Source organism: Acutalibacter intestini (genome assembly GCF_034334985.1).
Taxonomy (GTDB): domain Bacteria; phylum Bacillota; class Clostridia; order Oscillospirales; family Acutalibacteraceae; genus Acutalibacter; species Acutalibacter intestini.
The window spans coordinates 17,468-34,629 of sequence record NZ_JAWXXL010000036.1; the positions used below are offsets into that span (position 1 = coordinate 17,468).

Consider the following 17,162-nt stretch of genomic DNA (forward strand, 5'->3'; position numbering starts at 1 on the left):
GAATTCTTCATTACATATATTTCTACGTTAAATGTGGATGTTTGTAAGGCGCTGTTTCAATTTGACAGCAAAACACATCTGCATCGCATACCCAATATTTGCCGTTAAGATTTACACGTGCCCACTGATGGGTATAGGCACTAGGATTAACGTGTTCGTAGGAGATGCCAAGAATATTCAAGCACAAACCTAAGGCGCGGGTATCTCCCGCACAAGAGGCTGTGTTCAGCACAAAGAAGCCATAGGGATCATCATAATGCGGAGCGGACATGGAGTAACGTATATTGTTCATTCTATATCTGCCTACTGCCATAACTGCCCAACACGCTTGCTCTTCCCTGCTAAGGTTAGCGTAAGGCCACATCATTTCCACTGCTTTATTGTAAGCTTGTTGTAACTGCGCGTCTGTTGCTCCGCTTCTTAAACTGCGCAAATTGGCAAGTTTGTTAAGAGGAACCGGTTTGAAAGCGGGCACTTTTAGTGTAAGTTTTTTGCGCAGGGAAGGATCCGCCATCCGCGTTATAATTGCCGCCGCTTCTGCACGTGTGATTGTGGAATAAGGTTTATATGTACCTTGCTTATCGCTTCCGGTTACGATGCCCGCCCGGTACAGATGATACACACTTGGGCCAAAATTTATTGTGTGATCCTCTGGAATACTCGGGAGGAAATCTGTTGAATAAGCCAATAATTCTGAAAGGCTCGCAGAGCGATCAAGGTACCGCGTTTTGACATCTGGTATCGCGTTATCCTCTATCTCATTTATCGCCGGTAAAGCCTCGTTGGGAAAAGAAGCATCTAGGATTTTTGCAAATTCCCATCGGGTAATGGTTTTAGAATAGCTGGGATACACTTTTGTAACGATTCCTTCCTTTTTCGCATAGTCCACATATGGCTGATACCATGATCCTGTTCCTTCAAAGGTATTTCTGCCCTCATAACGATAGATATTGTGAAGCCGGCAGGCCAAGACAATCGTTTGGGCAATCGACAAGCTACTTTGCGGACTGAAACGATTATCAGAAGTGCCAACCATCAAGCCGTACTCATAAGCGGCCTTTATATTCGCAGCCCCCCAAAACTTCTCTGATACATCGGTAAACATTCCCTCTGTATAGGCATTGGTTTTGATGAATGAGTCGTATGAATCTGAGCTGGGACCAGTGCTATTGAAGTGAATGTTGGCATTCAGCAGGCACGAATTATTCCCATTCATATTATCTGATTCATCAATTCTAATCTTACTCCACTGCTCTTTAGTGCCACCGTAGTATACATCTTGCAGCTCACTACAAGACGCAAAGGCATTCTCACCAATGATCGTGACACTGTCTGGAATCGTGATGCTGGTCAGGCCCGAGCATCCCAAAAAAGTCTGGATCCAAATGCTCATAACACCATTGGGAATGACAATACTGGTCAGAGAAGAACAATCTTCGAATGCGGCTCCATCAATGATCTTGACACTATCTGGAATTGTAATACCGGCCAGACTGGAACAACCACTAAATGCACAACTGCCAATTTTTTTGACATTATTGGGAATAGTTACTTTAGTAAGGGAAGTGCAATCCAGAAATAGGTTCCATTCAATATTTGTGACATTGTTAGGGATGGTAACAGTGTTTATGCTTTGACAATCTCTAAAGGCATTATTCCCAATACTTGTGACACTATCAGGAATAGTAATATCGTTCAAAGCAGCGCAATGATTAAACGCAAAACTTCCTATGCTTGTGACACTATCGGGAATGGAAATACCTGTCAGAGCAATACAATATTGGAATGCGTAATTCCCAATACTCGTGATACCTGGTTCAATGACCACTTCAGTCAATGACAAACGATGAGGCCAATCCCAAGGAGCCTTTTCGCTACTGCTATCATAATCATACATATCTCCTGTCCCGCTGATTGTGAGGGTTCTGGTATTCTCATCGAAGCTCCATGTAGCGTCTTGCCCACAGGAACCAAAGGTCGCAGAAGCAGAAGCGGTTATGGGCAGACTTAAGGTGATGATGCAGAGTAAAAGAAAGATGGAAACCAGTTGTCGTTTCAATTGGGTACGCCTTATGACAGAATGACTGTTTGCCAACTTTTTCATATTAGTACCTCATTTCATAATTGAGAGTAAATTGACATGGATGTTGTACTTTTGATAAGAAAATTCATCAACATCTGTGCCGTTTCTGCTCGGGTAGCTTTTCCCTTGGGATCAAGTATGCCACTTCCTTTGCCGTTAACAATCCCATCTTCATTTGCCCAAAGCATTGCCTCCTTCGCGAAATTACTGACTTTATTCGCATCTGCGAAATCTAGTACACCCTTTTGTGGTTTGGGGCTTTTCGCATATCGCCAAAGCATTGTTGCAAGCTCCTCGCGGGAGATATCCCGATTTGGCGCAAACTGATTGTTGCCGATGCCGGAAACGACTTGTTGCTCTGCTGCCCAAGTTACGGCATTTGCATACCACTGTCCTGCTTTCACATCGGTAAAGACACTAGTACCAGCACCCGGTCGTCCAGCCTTATTATAGATAATTTGTGCGAACTCCGCTCGGGAAATATTATCATTGGGTCCGAATTTGCCATTGGGATAGCCGCCCATCAAGCCCTCAGTTACAACATATTCAACCGCTTTGATGTACCATGCAGTATTTGGTACGTCCGGGAATGTGTTATCCCAAGGGCTGGGAGAAAGACTGGGTGAAGATGTTGGCTCAGCGCTGGGTGGATTGGAGGGTTCAGGTGAATTGCTGGGAGAAGGACTGGGTGAGGTAGTCGGCTCTAGGCTCGGTGGATTGGATGGCTTAGGCGAATTGCTGGGAGAATCCCAAGGGGTATCCAGGTCTTCGTTTTCAGACCGCTCATAAAACACCGCTGTAACAAATATGTCCTCTTTTGCGACGAATTCATAAATTGGTGAAACTTCTTCGTAGGCTCCATCTATATTTTGCCAGCCCAAGAAATCATATCCTGGCTTTGGATCGGCCTGAAGCTTAACAGAATCTCCGAGGACATATTTTCCTGTGCCAGTAACCACTCCCCCTTGAGACATATTGGGCGCCGATGCAATATTTACTGTGGATAACCCATACTCATCTGACATAAAAATGTTACTAGGCGATAAAAGCTTTCCATTTGCCTCCACGGCCACACTCTTTTGGGAAACAGCATTTTTAGGGAGGCGGGCCGATATCTCCTTGCCACGGAACAGATCAATATCGAAATAGGTTGTCCTTCCAGTTTGATTTTCTCCGTTATACTCTTTAAAAGTGCAATTTAGAACTCCTGTATCCGTCGCCACTGCTTTTAGTGTGAACTCATCGGCAGACTGAATCCGTTTCGTGTCCCCAACTTTTTCAATATATACCTTGCCATCGGTAAACCAAAGGTCATTCTCTCCCACAAAGCCTATAAGTTGTCCAGACGCGTCATATACCGACACATCAACAGGACAATTCAAATCAGCGGTTAAGCTGTTAATAGTGTCATCCCAAACATTCTTGATTTTCGAATTAGTGTCAACTTTGCCAGTGGTCACATATTCGTAAATCGCCGCCTCGAAATTCTTTTTTGCACTTTCATATGCTGTCATGCTTGTGTTAACAGTTGCATTTGTTATTGAGCCTGGCGTAAACTTTAGTTTTTCCATAGATGACAAGTCATTGAGCAAGCTGATGGGATCCTCGTCCGCCATCGCTAATATCTTTTTCACATATTTGTAATAATCGATACTTTTAATAATAACATTATCAATACGCCCCAATCCACATTGTTCAACCGCTGTTGTATATGGCTTTACGAGTTCCGTGATTTTGGACTTAACTAGTGAATCCAGTCCTTTGCCAAAAATTTCTTTTGCCATTTCAGCATATGCTTTGTTGATGAGCTTCTTTTCCACGCTCAAAAGGTCCTGTAAGTATTTTTTGATAACAGCTTGAGCTTGGGATTTGGTAGTAACAAAAGCCGCTATCGTCCGGCTTTTCCCTTTTGCAGGCTTATAATCTATGCTTCGGAGGTTTGCACCAACTCCCGAAAACCCACCAATAATAACAGTGTCTCCCCCATATGTGTATCTGTAAGGTTTTATATCAAAAGAACTGTATAGTTTATTTACGATATTCGTTGAAAACTTATCCAGGTCCTTTACGCTTATATCAGACAGGTCAAACTCGCCTGCTGTTGTTTCCGCCATAAACTGAGCAACGGCAGTATATACATTCTGGATCGATTTTTCGCTCTCGTTATGGTTGTAAAAAGAAATGAGTTTTTCGTTGTTATTTTTATCGGCCTCCCGCAGCAGTTCAGCTTGTTGCTGGATAGAAGCCATTGTAACCGTGTTGCGATTCTCTTTCATGGCTTTTTTAACAGCCTCTATATATTGCTGATATCCAACCAATACATTTTTGGCAAAATCCTGTAGGTTCTTTCTCTCTTCGCGGTAAACAACCACCTCAAATTGCTGCTTCGCGCCGCTGGTAAGCCTGCACCCAATTTTAGCGCTACCTACAGAATTGCCATATAGCCGTACTGTGTTTTGCACAATTCCAGAATTTGGGACAGTTCCCAGGGGACGTGTCACTTCAAGCGCTCCGTCTTGGCTCAACCGGACATTATCGTTGCTTTTTACCGTCCAATGGACGGTATCACCCGGCACCAAGGTTTTTATCACTATATCAGCAGTCAAATCCAATGATTCACCGACCGGAATAAACATCCTGCTTTTTGGCTGGATGGAATTAGACGTTCCTATATCTGGTCCGCTGGATGGGCTTGGGGCAATCGTAGGCACAGGGTCCACAGAAGAGATAATTTTCGGCCACTCGCAGAGATAATAGCAGTTGCTGGGATATGTGCCATCGTTCCAGGTTCCATCGCCAAAATAGTAGCCTGCGTAGTGCTCACGACCGCCCTCATTATTAGGCTCACCCGGAGCCCAGTTGGTGTAGCTGGAAGTTTCGCCGCTTACCCACTTCCAGTTGCCTTCATCCTCCGCGTCGGAATAGCCAAACCAAGCGTTGCTTGCCCCATTTCTGGAGGCATAATCATGTATCCACTGGTTTTCGGCTGCGGAAGTAATGCAGGCCAAATACCCGCCAGTGGTTTTCAAGTATGCCTGCATCTCGTCCCAGCCATAGGAGGAATAGAGTATCTGATAAGTATGGCCATTATAGATGGTTTTGCTTGTTATGGGAGTTATCTCTGAGGGAAAATCATCTGCGATTGGGCCAGGGGTAGGGGTTGTATCTGGAGTGTTATCCGAACCGATATTTTTGTAGTGAACGGTAGAAAATATCAAAGACTCATTTTCCAAATAATCAATTTCAATTTGCTTCCACTGCCTTTCTGACCCATCATAAAAGATTTCACTTAGCGAATTGCATTTTGCAAAAGAGGCTGCTCGAATAGATGTGACTGTACGCGGAATATGAATACTGCCAAGACTTTGACATCCATTAAAACTTCCATCAATCGTTGTTACCCCAGTTGGAATAACAACGCTGGTAAGTTTAGCACAATATGAGAAAGCTTCTGGCCATATTTTCTTCACTCCACGTGGGATGGTAAACGAGGAATCAATTTTTCCTGCTGGATAACACACTAATTCGTCCTTACTGTCATTAAATAGCACCCCGTCTACAGAAAAAAAGTCAGAATTCAATTTGTTAATTTCAATTCTTTTCAGATTGTTACAGGAACCGAACGCACCTTCTCCAATTTGATTTATTCTGCTTGGCAACATCAGATCTTCTAATAATTCACAGTCCCAAAAAGCATATTTATCTATATGAATTACGCTATTGGGTATAATTATATTTTTAAGATTACACCCGCCAAATGCACTATTTGCTATTGTAGTCACGCTAGATGGAATTTTATAGCTAGTAGCCGATTTTCCTTTTGGATAAGCGAGCAGTCTATTTGCTCTCGCATCAAATAGGACACCGTTATATGAAGAAAAAAAGGAATTTCCATCATTTACTTCGATTCTTTCTAAGTTTCCACAATGTCCAAACGGGTTATTCCCAATACTTGTTACATTACTGGGAATGGTAACTTCATCAGGGCTTGTTTGAAAAATCGGAAACGCCGTCTTTTTACCCAGAAGGGGCCCCTTTCTGCGTCAAAAATCCTCGCCAATCGGAAGATTGCTTTGCGGTTTTTTCCTTGAAATGAACCCCTTCTGGGTAAAAATTCGTCATTTCCTCTATTTTCAAACAAGCCCTAAGCGAATCACAGTCAGAAAAAGCATCATCACCAATGCTAATAACAGTGTTAGGAATCGATACACTAACTAAAGAGTCGCATTTTTCAAAGGCTCTATTTCCAATTCTTTTTAGCGTATCTGGAAACACGATTCTGAAAAGAAAATGGCATTCTCTAAACGCCCGGTCCCCTATGCTGGTTATCCCGCTAGGAATGGTTACGTTCTTGCTAGTGCCAGTATACGTTAGCAACACACCGTTTTCTATCACAAAATCATCATTTGAGGCTACCGCCCATACAGGGCATGAACCTATCACCAGACACATCACTAGCAAAATGGCCAAGAACTGTTTTTTCATAACGAAACCCTCCTGGATCCATTTCTTTGACATCTTTGTCAAGTGCGAGCATCTTATGTTCACACTCTTTTCATAATTTTACCACAAGTATAGCGAAGTTTCAAGGCTTTTTCGGAGGAAACCACATCTACCTCATAAAGTAGTAGGATAGCTAGCAGAGTGTTTCAGATTCTTCGAATAGCATAAAAAGCATTGACAAGAATATATATCATGGTATATACTCATATAGTAGGAGGTGACCGCCATGGAAGTTGCAAAAATATTTGAAACCGGGAGGAGCCAGGCAGTGCGGCTGCCCAAGCAATTCCGCTTTTCTGATAGCGAGGTTCTGATTCAGCGTCTGGGAGATGCTGTTATGCTGGTGCCTAAGGATGCGGCTTGGAAGACGTTTCTCGAAGGACTAGACAGTTTTTCGGATGATTTCTTTGCGGAAGGCAGGAAACAAGATGTTCAGCAGGAAAGGGAATCTCTATGAAGTATATGCTGGACACCAATATATGTATCTACGCTATCAAGAATAAGCCGGAAAGTGTCCTAGTAAAACTAAAGGCATACCAGCATGATGGTTTATGTATATCTGCTATTACCTTATCTGAGTTGGAATATGGAGCGTCTAAGAGCGCCAGCCCGGATAGGAACAAAGCTGCCATCATGCAGCTCCTTTTTGTCCTTGATGTGATTCCATTTGATGATCGTGCGGCAATGGAGTACGGAAAGATTCGAGCGCACTTGGAGCGGCAAGGAACCCCAATAGGGCCTTTGGATATGCTGATAGCTGGACACGCAAGAGCAGAGGACTTGATTTTAGTTACGAACAATGTTAAGGAATTTAATCGAGTGCCCGGCCTTAAAGTGGAAAATTGGGTGGAGTAGGCCCTCTCCGTTTTCTAACATCCTTCTAACACTTTTCTAACGAATGCCCATTCCTAAGCCAGTTGCGGCAGGTCAAATTAAGAGTGATTTGTTTTATCACCCCACAAATTGTATTTAATAACCCTAGCCTCTCCTATATACAGTATGTTAGGAGCCTATTTGGGGCATTATCACCCTCATAACCCGAAGGCCGCAGGTTCGAATCCTGCCCCCGCAACCAAAAATCCCCGGAAACTATAAGTTTTTCGGGGATTTCTTTTTTCGTTTCCCCTTCGTTGACCCACTGACCCATACCAGAACCCGCTCGGACGTTTCGGGGGTCTGCGACAGCAGAATCACAAAACTCCGGGAGAAACCGCTTGCGGTTTCTCCTACCCATCACGGGGAAACGACCGGATACTACTCCCCAGGAGGTTGCCCATCGTCTTGGCTGCTTCTTTTTGCGCGGCGGTGGTGACGTGGGCATAGGTGTCCAGGGTGAACCCTGCCGAGTAGTGACCACGCATTCCGGAAACTGTCTTGATATCTACGCCATTTTGGAGTGCCAGGGTCGAGAACGCGGGATCTGGTTTCATTTGGTTCACTCCTTAAACTGAGTCAAAAACATATTCCACGCATTACTATCTCACGCAGAAACTCCATAACAGCCCTTCATCTCCCGCAGCAGCAGTTCCGCCGCCGGGGAAAAGACCTGGTATTTCAGGTAAATAACGTACAGCTTCGTCTCCAGCCTTGGAATTAGCGGACGGAAGCAAAGCTCGCTCTCCCGGCTGGTGTTCACCAGCTTGTCAAAGGTGAGCACATAGCCGATGCCCTCCCGCGCAAGGATGGTGCCGTTATAGGTCAGGTTGATGGTGGCGGTCACATTCAGCTGGTCGACCTTCTCCCCGAACAGCCGTGGCATATCCTCCCGCAATCCCTGCCTGGACACGATCAAGGGCTTGCCCAGCAAGTCCTCCACGCCCAAAGCCTCCTTTTTTGCCAGCGGGTCGTCTTTCCGCAGCGCCACGCCCCAGGTGTCCACCCAGGGCAGCTCCAGGTAATTGTACTTGGACAGATCCACCGCCTGGGCCGTCACGGCGAAGTCCAAAAGCCCCTGCTCCAGCCGCTCCGCCAGGTCATTGGTGTCGCCGCTGTAAAGGTGGGCACGAATCCCTGGGTGCTTCTCCTGCAAGGCTTTAATGCACTGGGCCAAGTGCCGAATACCTTCGGATTCCGCACAGCCTATATGGATGTCCCCGCCGGTGATGGCTCCCAGAGCTTTGAACTCCTCCTCTGTCTTATCCACCATATCCAAAATGTCCTCGGCCCGCTTTCTAAGGAGCATCCCCTCGTCCGTCAAATGTACGCTGAAGCTGCTGCGGGTAAACAGTTTTTTGCCCAACTCCCCCTCCAGGTCTTTCAGCTGTTTGGAAAGAGTGGGCTGGGAGATGTGCAGCCGCTTTGCCGCATGGGTAATGCTGCCCTCCCGGGCCACCTCCAAAAAATAGCGCAAGACTCGTATCTCCATTTTGAATCCCCCCTCCTCATAGTATATCACGGGATGTTATTCTGTTCAAGAATAACATGATATAGGAACTAGGTATTTGCTATTTCAGGACGGTGGGCCTATAATATTGGGTGTAAGGAGCGTGGTACAAAATGCCGGAAATGAACGATGACCGCAGCCTTATCCGCCAAAACCTGCTGGACGCGGGCTGCGACCGTAAAACCACCGAGTCCTGCATGGCCTGCTTCACGGCAGGGGCCCCGGCGAAAATGCTTCCCCAACTGGCAAAGCACCGGCGGGCACTGCTGGACGCCCTGCACCGGGAGCAGAAACGCATTGACTGCCTGGACTATCTGGTGTACACCATCGAAAGAAATGAAAAGCATAAGGAGGCCCAAAAATGAGACGAATCGGTATTTGCCTGCTGGCGGCCCTTGTGCTAAGCTTTTCCGCCTGCGGGCAGAGTGCACCGCCGGAATCATCCGCCGTCTCTATTTCCCCAGCAGAGAAACAGGAGACTGCAATATCACCCCCACCGTCCAGCGAAGAACCTGAAAGCTCTGCTGCCGCCAGCCCGGAAAGCCCTTCCTCTCAAGAGGGCAGTTCCACCCTGATCGCATACTTTTCCCGGGCTTGGGCTGCATGGAGGCATGGTATTGGCGCTGGTGAAGCGGGCTGTCAAAAAGGGGTATCCTTCCTCAAAGAGCCGCCTGATTGGATATGCTGTCTCGGTGCTTTTGTGCGGGTATGGAATATACGCCTTTATAAAGCGGCAGCTGGGCACCTATATGCTGCTGAAATCCACCTTTGTATTCTTCGATTTTTCGGAACCACTGGCGCTGTTCCTGCTGGATCACGCCGCTATCATGGCTATGATTGCCTGCTTGAGGCACTATATGGCAAAACTTTTGAGCTACAGAAAACTATAAACTTTATTATCTGAAAGGAGCACTTAATATGATTTACAAAAAATTCCAAGATTTAGAGCTTTCCGCCCTTGGCATGGGTGCCATGCGCCTGCCCACCATCGACGGTAACGACGGGCAGATTGACAAAGCCGCCACCCAAAAAATGGTGGACTACGCCATGGAGCAGGGCGTCAACTACTATGACACGGCTTGGGGCTACCACGATGGCAACTCCGAGCTGGTGATGGGCGAAGCGCTGAAAAAGCACCCCCGGGCGAAGTTCTATCTTGCCACGAAATTCCCTGGCTATGACCTCAATAATATGCCCAAGGTCAAGGAGATCTTCGAACAGCAGCTGGAAAAATGCCAGGTTAAATACTTTGACTTCTATCTGTTCCACAACGTGTGCGAGATGAACATCGACGCTTATCTGGACGATGAGAAGTATGGGATTTTCTCCTATCTCATGGAGCAGAAAAAGAACGGCAGAATCCGGCACCTGGGCTTCTCGGCCCACGGCGGATACGATGTGATCAAGCGCTTTTTAGAGGCTTACGGTGAGCATATGGAGTTCTGCCAGCTGCAATTAAACTATGTGGACTGGGAGCTGCAAAAGTGCAAGGAAAAGGTGGAGCTTGTGAGCTCCTACAATATCCCCATCTGGGTCATGGAGCCGGTGCGGGGCGGCAAATTAGCTAGTCTGCCCGAAGCGGACGAGCAGAAGCTTCGCGCCCTTCGTCCGGACGAGAAAACCGTGGCCTGGGCGTTCCGGTTCTTACAGAGCCTGCCCCAGGTGGTGGTGACCCTCTCTGGCATGAGCAATTTTGAGCAGATGAAGGAGAATATCGCTACCTACAGCGAGGATAAGCCCCTTAATGAAAACGAGATGAAAGCCCTGCTGGGCATCGCGGACGGTATGCTCTCCGGCAAGCTGCCCTGCACCGCCTGCCGCTACTGCACCAGCCACTGCCCCAAGGGGCTGGACATTCCCGTCCTGTTAGAGCTCTAAAACGAGCACAGTTTCACCGGCGGCGGGTTCATCGCGCCTATGGCCCTGTCCGCTCTGCCAGAGGACAAGAAGCCTGCCGCCTGTATCGGCTGCCGGAGCTGTGAGAAGGTCTGCCCCCAGCAGATTAAGATCAGCGAGGCTATGGCGGACTTTACGGCAAAGCTGAATGGTTAACTCCATAAAGAACTGCCTGGAGCTAATTTTGGCCGGCCTGCTGGCCCTGCTCACACCGTCTCTCCCCTACGACGGCGCCTTCCCCCAGCACCAGCCTATGGGCGCGGGGATCGGGGTCATGCCGGGCCGGGTGGTCTGGGCCCATGACCCTGATTCAGTAAGCTGGGACGGCAGCGGCTACTGGTGGGAGCCCTCCCACTTTGACGAGCCCGCCATACAGAAGATGGTGGACGAGAGCATCGCCCAGCTTGGCGGCAAGCCTACGGCAAAGGAGGGCTGGCAGGCTCTGTTTGCCTATAAGAGCGAGGGCGGCTATAAACCCGGGGAGAAGATTGCAATCAAGGCCAACATCAACGGTTCGGCAGTAATGGACGACGATACCTCCGGCGAGACCGCCATGAGCTATACAAACCCGGTATTGCTCAAGGCCCTGCTCACCTCCCTGGTGCGGGATGCGGGCGCGGCCCCCGGCGACATCACTGTATATGACGTATCCAGGCTCTTCCCGGACTATATGGTGGAACTCTGCACCCAGGGGGAGTTGGCAGGAGTGAACTTTGTGGGACGGAACCATGGTGTGGCAGATGAGAGCGCGCCTATCGTCTGGTCGCACGAGTTCAGCAGACGGGTGAACTACCTGCCCACCTGTGTGACTGAGGCTAAGTATGTGATAAATCTTGCAAACCTAAAAGGCCACAGCTATGGCATTACCCTGTGCGGCAAGAACCATTTCGGCAGTTTCATCAATGGCAACGCCCTGCGGCCGCCGGAGGGGGCAAACCTCCACCAGTGGCTGACCCGGGACGAGATGGGCCTTTACAGCCCGCTTGTTGACCTGATGGCAAACGCCGATTTGGGCGGCAAGACCGTGCTCTATATGCTGGACGCGCTGATCTGCGCTCCCAGCGAGGGGGCCTCCATCACAAAGGAGAACGCCACCTGGCAGCAGGCTCCCTTTAATGGCGGCTTTACCGCCAGCGTGTTTGCCAGCCAGGACGCGGTGGCGATTGACAGCGTGGGCGCGGATTTTCTCAGCAATGAAGCTACGGTCACAGACTATAACCGGGCCGCCGCCAGTGTGAATAACGAAAATTACCTGCACGAGGCTGGATTGGTAAACAGCGCGCCCTCCGGCACGACCTATACGGACAGCCGGGGGAATACTGTCACAAATCTTGGCGTGCATGAGCACTGGAACAACAGCACCGAGAAAAAGTATGGCCGGAACCTGGGAAGAGATGAGGGGGTCGAGCTGGTTCGGGCAGGTTCGGCGGAAGAGAGGCAAAGGGTGTTTTATGTTTACGAGGATGTTAGCAGGATATTCCATGCTGTTTCTGGTCTTGGTACTTGCCATACCGCAAAACTTCCGAATAAATCAGCAGAGAGGTCAACGGCGTGCGCAAATCATGGGACATCTCCGAAATCAAAGCCTGGTTCGCCGCAAAGAACTGGGTTTCTCGTTCCTGCTGGGCTCGAAACGCCTTGCGCATGGAATCCAGCCCTTGGGCCAGAGTGGTCAGCTCATTATTGCCTTTAACAGTAATGGCGCTGTCCAAATCTCCACTTTCCATAGCCAAAATTTCTTTGTTGATAAGCCGGATATATCGCACAATTTTTTGACAACCATGCAAAAAAATCCCAAAAAACAGCAGCGTGCATAGTACTATTTCAAAAATAGCAGCAAGCGCGGAATAGCGGTACCCATCGCCGCTATATAGAAGAACATCGGCGCTCCCGTCGGCAAAGTCTACCACATAGTAAGACATCCAGTTGTAATAGGGCACTTCGGCATTGTTGGCAAGTACCTCTTCATTTTCCGGCGCGGAGGAAGTGAAAATCAGTATATTGGAACGATATATTTCCATCAGCAGCAAGGGCTTTTTTCTTACCCATTGGGCCAGCTCCGTCCTATCCGTGGTGGAAAGCTGATGAGTGGTTACATATCGCTGAAATTCCGCGATACGTTCCTCTGTTGCCTGCTCTTGAAATTCCGGGCTGTTGACGTGCTGAAACAAAATCTCATCTATACTCATGTGCATTACCGCAAACAACCCCCCGCAAAGAATCCCTGCCGTAATCAGCAACGCTGCAAATTGCCAGGCCAGCCCTCGGCGCTTATTTAACCATTTCATTACCGCTCTCCCATCCGAACCGATAGTCTTTTCCCCAAACTGTTTTGATACGCGTGGGGTTTTGGGGATCGTCCTCTATTTTTAGCCGCAGTTTGCGAATATGGACCATCACTGTGCCATGGGAAATATGAAAATATGGCTCATTCCAGACGGTTTCATAAATCATCTGTGCAGAAAAGGTTTGCTGTGGGTGCTGCATCAAGGTTCGCAGGATATTGTACTCGATTGTAGTCAATTCCACCTCTTCCTCGTCTACCCAGGCTTGGTTATGATCCAATGCAATCTCCACCCCTCCGCAAGAGAGGGTGTTTCCCTCGTAGGTAGTCCCTGGTTGATTTTTGCCCTGATAAACGCAGTACCGGCGCAGCAGTGCTTTTATCCTGGCAATAAGCTCAGCATAAGAGAATGTCTTGGTAAGGTAATCGTCACCCCCAGCGGTCAGCCCAATGAGTTTATCAGACTCCTGTGCTTTTGCCGTAAGGAACAGCACCGGCACGGTATAGGTTTTCCGCAGCTCTTCACAAACACGCAGTCCAGACATCCCCGGCATCATCACATCCAAAATGACCAGGTCAATTTCATCGTTCATTTTCTTTAGTGCCTGTTCCCCGTTTTCGGCCTCAAGAATTATGTAGTTTTCGCCAGCCAATAAAATGCGAATCCCTTCCCGGATATCCGCCTCGTCCTCAACTACCAAAACTTTCTGTGCTTCCATTCTTTTTTCCTCTCTCTATCCATGGAGCGCACACAAAAAGCCCTCGGAGATTTCCAGAGGGCTTTTTGTATGTATTTATGAAAAGGACGTAACCTTACACGCAAATTTTACCTTTGGCGAAACCCTGTAGCCGCCAATTTGCATCGTCAGCCTTTTCCAGAGCCGCCCTTTTTGTTTGTGTCTGCGTTACTGGACGAGCTGTCTTTTTTATCAGATTTGGAACCGCTCTCCTCGCTGCTGGTACTGCTGTCCTCCTTGCTTGTGGAGGGATTGTCCGGATCGGCCGAAGAGCTTTCCTTATCATCCTTGCCGGATGATTTGTCTTTGCTATCCTTTTTTTCGGACTTCGAACTGTCACCCTTGTCCGATTTACGGTCTGTGGAACTGCTGTCGTCTTTTTTATCGTCACTCCGGCTTGCCGTGCTGGAACTGCTGCTCTCTTTACTGGCAGAGGAATCATCCTTGTCATCTTTGCCGGCCTGGCTGGAAGAAGAGGAAGAAGTCTGCTTTGCTTTACGGCTGGATGACTGTGAAGAACTGGAGCTGCTTTTCTTGGTACTGCTGGTGTTCTCGCCGCCACAGCCGGTCAGCATGGTCAGCGTCATAAGTGACGCCAGAACCAAAGCGCCAACCTTCTGCCATCTTGTCTTTTTGTTTCTGCCTGTCATAATTAAAGCACTTCCTTTCAAATATTTGGCCTTTGGGGGCTTCTCCCCCGGCAATCATGATTCTACCAGGAAGTTCTTAAATAATTACACCTTTGGTTCTTAACAAATCTTAAGATGGTGAATTTTCTGTAAACAACATCTTTATGATCCGCTCTCCCCAGGTGCATCGTCAGGAAAAAAGAAAGCCTCTTGACTCTCCCAGCATAGAAACAGCGGAGCAGCTGCTTGCACAGCACAGATTTGCGGTGATTCTTGTTGATTTAGAGTTGTTTGCGCAGGCTGCTCCAGAATTTCCTTATGGATTCAGGCGGTCTCCCTATGTTATCGTGCTGGGCAATGCCGGGACAAAATATGCCCGGAGGGTGAAAGATGACGCCCACTTGTTCCTACCCTATCAGATAACGCTTTCAAAACTCTGGTCACATATTATGAAAGCCTTATCATTGCGGATTGGCGATTAAAGTCTCAATTCGGCTGGATTCCCGGAAGTAAACAGCAAAGCTCAAAAGGAGGTGCGGCACATTCATAATTCCCAAGAGGCAGTTCAGACTCTACCACATACTTTTCGTAATCCAGCGCAAATTGTTCCGCAAATAGGTTCGCGGCATTTTCAATCGCGGGCACTGCCTGTTTACAGCAGAGATACTCGCCTGCCGGAAGATGCAGAATGTGTTCGGAAAGGTCCCGCGCTCCCTGGGGGATATCCACCCCAATACCAAAAAACAGCTCCTTTCGGGTTCCTTGACAGTGAAGCAGCCGCCCAACAAAATCGTTGATGGTCAAACCGCTATCCTCGGCGGTCCGCACCAAACTGCGGAATAGAGCGGCCGCCTGGGCGGCTGAAGCATTCTGTGGATATGGGGCGAGTAGTACGTCCATTGCGGGAAGATTACATTGCACCATTCCATCGCTTTTTAGAATTTGTTCGCCGTGTTCAATTTCAGCCTGTATCCTTTCCAGCATGGCCAGCCGCCCTTGTATGGTTTGAATTTTCTCCCGGGCCAGCGCTGTGCCATGTTCCACCAGCTTTGCGTAGTGGATCTGGCGGTTGCTCTCGATGTAATGATCCGTAAAATCCTTGAGAGGGATGCCCAAATCAACACACAGCCGAATGGCGTCCACCACAGGGACTTGCTGCAAGCTGTAGTAGCGGTAGCCGCTGCCGGGGTCAACATAGGCGGGACGGAGGATTCCCAAAGAATCATAGTAACGGAGGGATTTGATGTGAACGCCGGTCTGCTGTGACAGGGCGCCGATGGATAGCAGGTTCTCTTTTTTCATGGCAAAACTCTCCTAATATAGGATGCTCCATTTTAGCATCCCGCGAAAAACTTGTCAAATAAAAAATCTCCGTGGAATAACACGGAAGGAGGTCATTAAAATGCACAACACAAAAATTCGGACTGTGGCCCGGTATGTTGTTCCCACCATGTTAGGGCTTGTTTGAAAAATCGGAAACGCCGTCTTTTTACCCAGAAGGGGCCCCTTTCTGCGTCAAAAATCCTCGCCAATCCGGAAGATTGCTTTGCGGTTTTTTCCTTGAAATGAACCCCTTCTGGGTAAAAATTCGTCATTTCCTCTATTTTCAAACAAGCCCTAAGCAACTTTTGCTTTGTTCTGTTTACGATTATCGACGCCATTTTTGTGGGCCGGGGCGTGGGGACGAACGCTCTTGGTGCAATCAATCTGGTCAATCCCTTCGTTTTAATAGTCAATGCGATGAATCTGTTTATCAGTGTGGGCGGCGTGGCAATTTGCGCCGTCCATATGGGGAAAGGGGATTATGAGGGGGCCAATACAGTATTCCGCCATGGGATGCTTCTGCTGCTCTGCACCGCTGCTGTACTCAGTTTTGCGGGCAGTTCTATGATAACAATATTGACGGTTCTGCTCAGAGAGAATATTTGTTTATTGTTTGGATCTAACGGGGAAACAGCAGAATACGTTTTACAAATCTATCCAATATTCTCCATTGGCTTCATAATTATGGCAATAAATGTAATGATAACGGCCTACCTGTATTCCACGGAACGGTCGGCTTTGTCCACAGGCATCAGCCTTTTGCGGAGCGTGATCCTGAATTCGGCAATTATTGTATTTCTGCCCAAACTGTTTGGCAATGGGGCAATTTGGCTTTCGATGTTTACTTATGAAGCAGTGGTATTGGTGATCGCAGTGATATTGCTGAAATATTCGGGACGGAATGGGGTGCGGTTTAAGTAATGGAAGATGATGTTATTGTAATCAGCATCACGACACAGGAAATATGTTCCAAGTTGGAGCGATTGAAAAGAGCGCAAATTTTGAAGTATCGTTAACATGGTTCAAACGTGGGAGTGCTTCTCCGGAGATAAGAATGTCTTGAGGCTCAACACGGAGGTATTGGACGGCGCTGTGGATGAAGCAGCGCCGGAGGGTTCGCTTAGGGGGTTCTTTTGCTTCTATACAAAAAGCTCCATTGCGCAGCTTTCGCCCGCCCCCTGGGCTCGGGCAGGGAGATCGATTATTTATTACTCCTCCGCCGAAAGATAGGAAAGAAGCGGATGGAGGAAAAAACGAATAACCCGAGAGGGATTATGCTGGAGCCGACGCATAAATGAATGAATGTTATGAGAGATATCCTGCG

At 48.0% G+C, this 17,162-nt stretch carries 14 protein-coding genes and 4 pseudogenes; 9 read left to right on the top strand and 9 right to left on the bottom strand.

Features of this window, described 5'->3' with window-relative positions:
* Window positions 1–22 precede the first annotated feature (22 nt).
* The 4 genes and pseudogenes from U8U68_RS17685 to U8U68_RS17695 form a co-directional block, all read right to left on the bottom strand.
* Entirely contained in the window at window positions 23–2,104 is a 2,082-nt protein-coding gene (locus U8U68_RS17685) for a leucine-rich repeat protein (protein ID WP_322203195.1), read from the bottom strand.
* A 14-nt stretch (window positions 2,105–2,118) separates the two neighbouring features.
* Window positions 2,119–5,865, bottom strand: a complete 3,747-nt coding sequence (locus tag U8U68_RS17690; protein ID WP_367575851.1) for an S-layer homology domain-containing protein — start codon at window positions 5,863–5,865, stop codon at window positions 2,119–2,121.
* Between the two features lie 120 nt (window positions 5,866–5,985).
* Window positions 5,986–6,108 (bottom strand): annotated as a pseudogene (locus U8U68_RS22495) (hypothetical protein); the annotation flags it as partial.
* The gene (locus U8U68_RS17695) at window positions 6,101–6,568 is read right to left on the bottom strand and encodes a leucine-rich repeat domain-containing protein (protein ID WP_322203197.1); all 468 of its coding nucleotides are present in this window, start codon (window positions 6,566–6,568) and stop codon (window positions 6,101–6,103) included. The pseudogene U8U68_RS22495 and the gene U8U68_RS17695, both read right to left, overlap by 8 nt.
* A gap of 244 nt (window positions 6,569–6,812) precedes the next feature.
* Between U8U68_RS17695 and vapB the strand changes: the two genes are divergently transcribed.
* Entirely contained in the window at window positions 6,813–7,043 is a 231-nt protein-coding gene (vapB, locus tag U8U68_RS17700; RefSeq protein WP_322203199.1) for a type II toxin-antitoxin system antitoxin VapB, read from the top strand.
* Window positions 7,040–7,441 carry a type II toxin-antitoxin system tRNA(fMet)-specific endonuclease VapC gene (gene vapC, locus U8U68_RS17705; RefSeq protein WP_322203201.1) on the top strand — a complete coding sequence of 134 codons (402 nt, stop codon included), beginning with the start codon at window positions 7,040–7,042 and terminating at the stop codon, window positions 7,439–7,441. Before vapB ends, vapC begins: the two co-directional genes overlap by 4 nt.
* Window positions 7,442–7,812: 371 nt before the next feature.
* On the opposite strand, the pseudogene U8U68_RS17710 reads toward vapC, so the two are convergent.
* Window positions 7,813–7,998, bottom strand: a pseudogene (locus tag U8U68_RS17710) (tyrosine-type recombinase/integrase); the annotation flags it as partial.
* Between the two features lie 68 nt (window positions 7,999–8,066).
* Window positions 8,067–8,951, bottom strand: coding sequence for a LysR family transcriptional regulator (locus U8U68_RS17715; protein WP_322203205.1), 885 nt, complete (start codon window positions 8,949–8,951; stop codon window positions 8,067–8,069).
* A 131-nt stretch (window positions 8,952–9,082) separates the two neighbouring features.
* On the opposite strand from U8U68_RS17715, the gene U8U68_RS17720 reads away from it, so the two are divergent.
* From U8U68_RS17720 to U8U68_RS17735, 4 genes and pseudogenes are all read left to right on the top strand, one after another.
* On the top strand, window positions 9,083–9,334 hold the full coding sequence (locus tag U8U68_RS17720) for a hypothetical protein (protein ID WP_322203207.1): 252 nt from the start codon (window positions 9,083–9,085) through the stop codon (window positions 9,332–9,334).
* Between the two features lie 252 nt (window positions 9,335–9,586).
* Entirely contained in the window at window positions 9,587–9,859 is a 273-nt protein-coding gene (locus U8U68_RS17725) for a hypothetical protein (RefSeq protein ID WP_322203209.1), read from the top strand.
* Between the two features lie 28 nt (window positions 9,860–9,887).
* A pseudogene (locus tag U8U68_RS17730) lies at window positions 9,888–11,021 on the top strand (aldo/keto reductase).
* Between the two features lie 223 nt (window positions 11,022–11,244).
* A pseudogene (locus tag U8U68_RS17735) lies at window positions 11,245–12,036 on the top strand (DUF362 domain-containing protein); the annotation flags it as partial.
* 295 nt (window positions 12,037–12,331) lie between these two features.
* Here U8U68_RS17735 and U8U68_RS17740 read toward each other — a convergent pair.
* Together U8U68_RS17740 and U8U68_RS17745 are read right to left on the bottom strand one after the other, a co-directional pair.
* Window positions 12,332–13,153 carry a HAMP domain-containing protein gene (locus tag U8U68_RS17740; RefSeq protein WP_322203211.1) on the bottom strand — a complete coding sequence of 274 codons (822 nt, stop codon included), beginning with the start codon at window positions 13,151–13,153 and terminating at the stop codon, window positions 12,332–12,334.
* Entirely contained in the window at window positions 13,137–13,868 is a 732-nt protein-coding gene (locus U8U68_RS17745) for a response regulator transcription factor (RefSeq protein ID WP_322203212.1), read from the bottom strand. Before U8U68_RS17745 ends, U8U68_RS17740 begins: the two co-directional genes overlap by 17 nt.
* 171 nt (window positions 13,869–14,039) lie before the next feature.
* Here U8U68_RS17745 and U8U68_RS17750 point away from each other — a divergent pair, with 171 nt between their 5' ends.
* Window positions 14,040–14,639, top strand: coding sequence for a hypothetical protein (locus U8U68_RS17750; RefSeq protein WP_322203214.1), 600 nt, complete (start codon window positions 14,040–14,042; stop codon window positions 14,637–14,639).
* Window positions 14,640–14,679: 40 nt separating this feature from the next.
* Entirely contained in the window at window positions 14,680–14,997 is a 318-nt protein-coding gene (locus U8U68_RS17755) for a hypothetical protein (protein WP_322203216.1), read from the top strand.
* A 4-nt stretch (window positions 14,998–15,001) separates the two neighbouring features.
* Here the strand turns inward: U8U68_RS17755 and U8U68_RS17760 are convergent, their stop codons facing one another.
* A complete protein-coding gene (locus U8U68_RS17760) occupies window positions 15,002–15,817 on the bottom strand; it encodes a MerR family transcriptional regulator (protein WP_322203218.1) in 816 nt (271 codons plus the stop codon).
* Window positions 15,818–16,117: 300 nt separating this feature from the next.
* On the opposite strand from U8U68_RS17760, the gene U8U68_RS17765 reads away from it, so the two are divergent.
* Window positions 16,118–16,759, top strand: coding sequence for an MATE family efflux transporter (locus U8U68_RS17765; protein WP_322203222.1), 642 nt, complete (start codon window positions 16,118–16,120; stop codon window positions 16,757–16,759).
* Window positions 16,760–17,162: the final 403 nt, after the last annotated feature.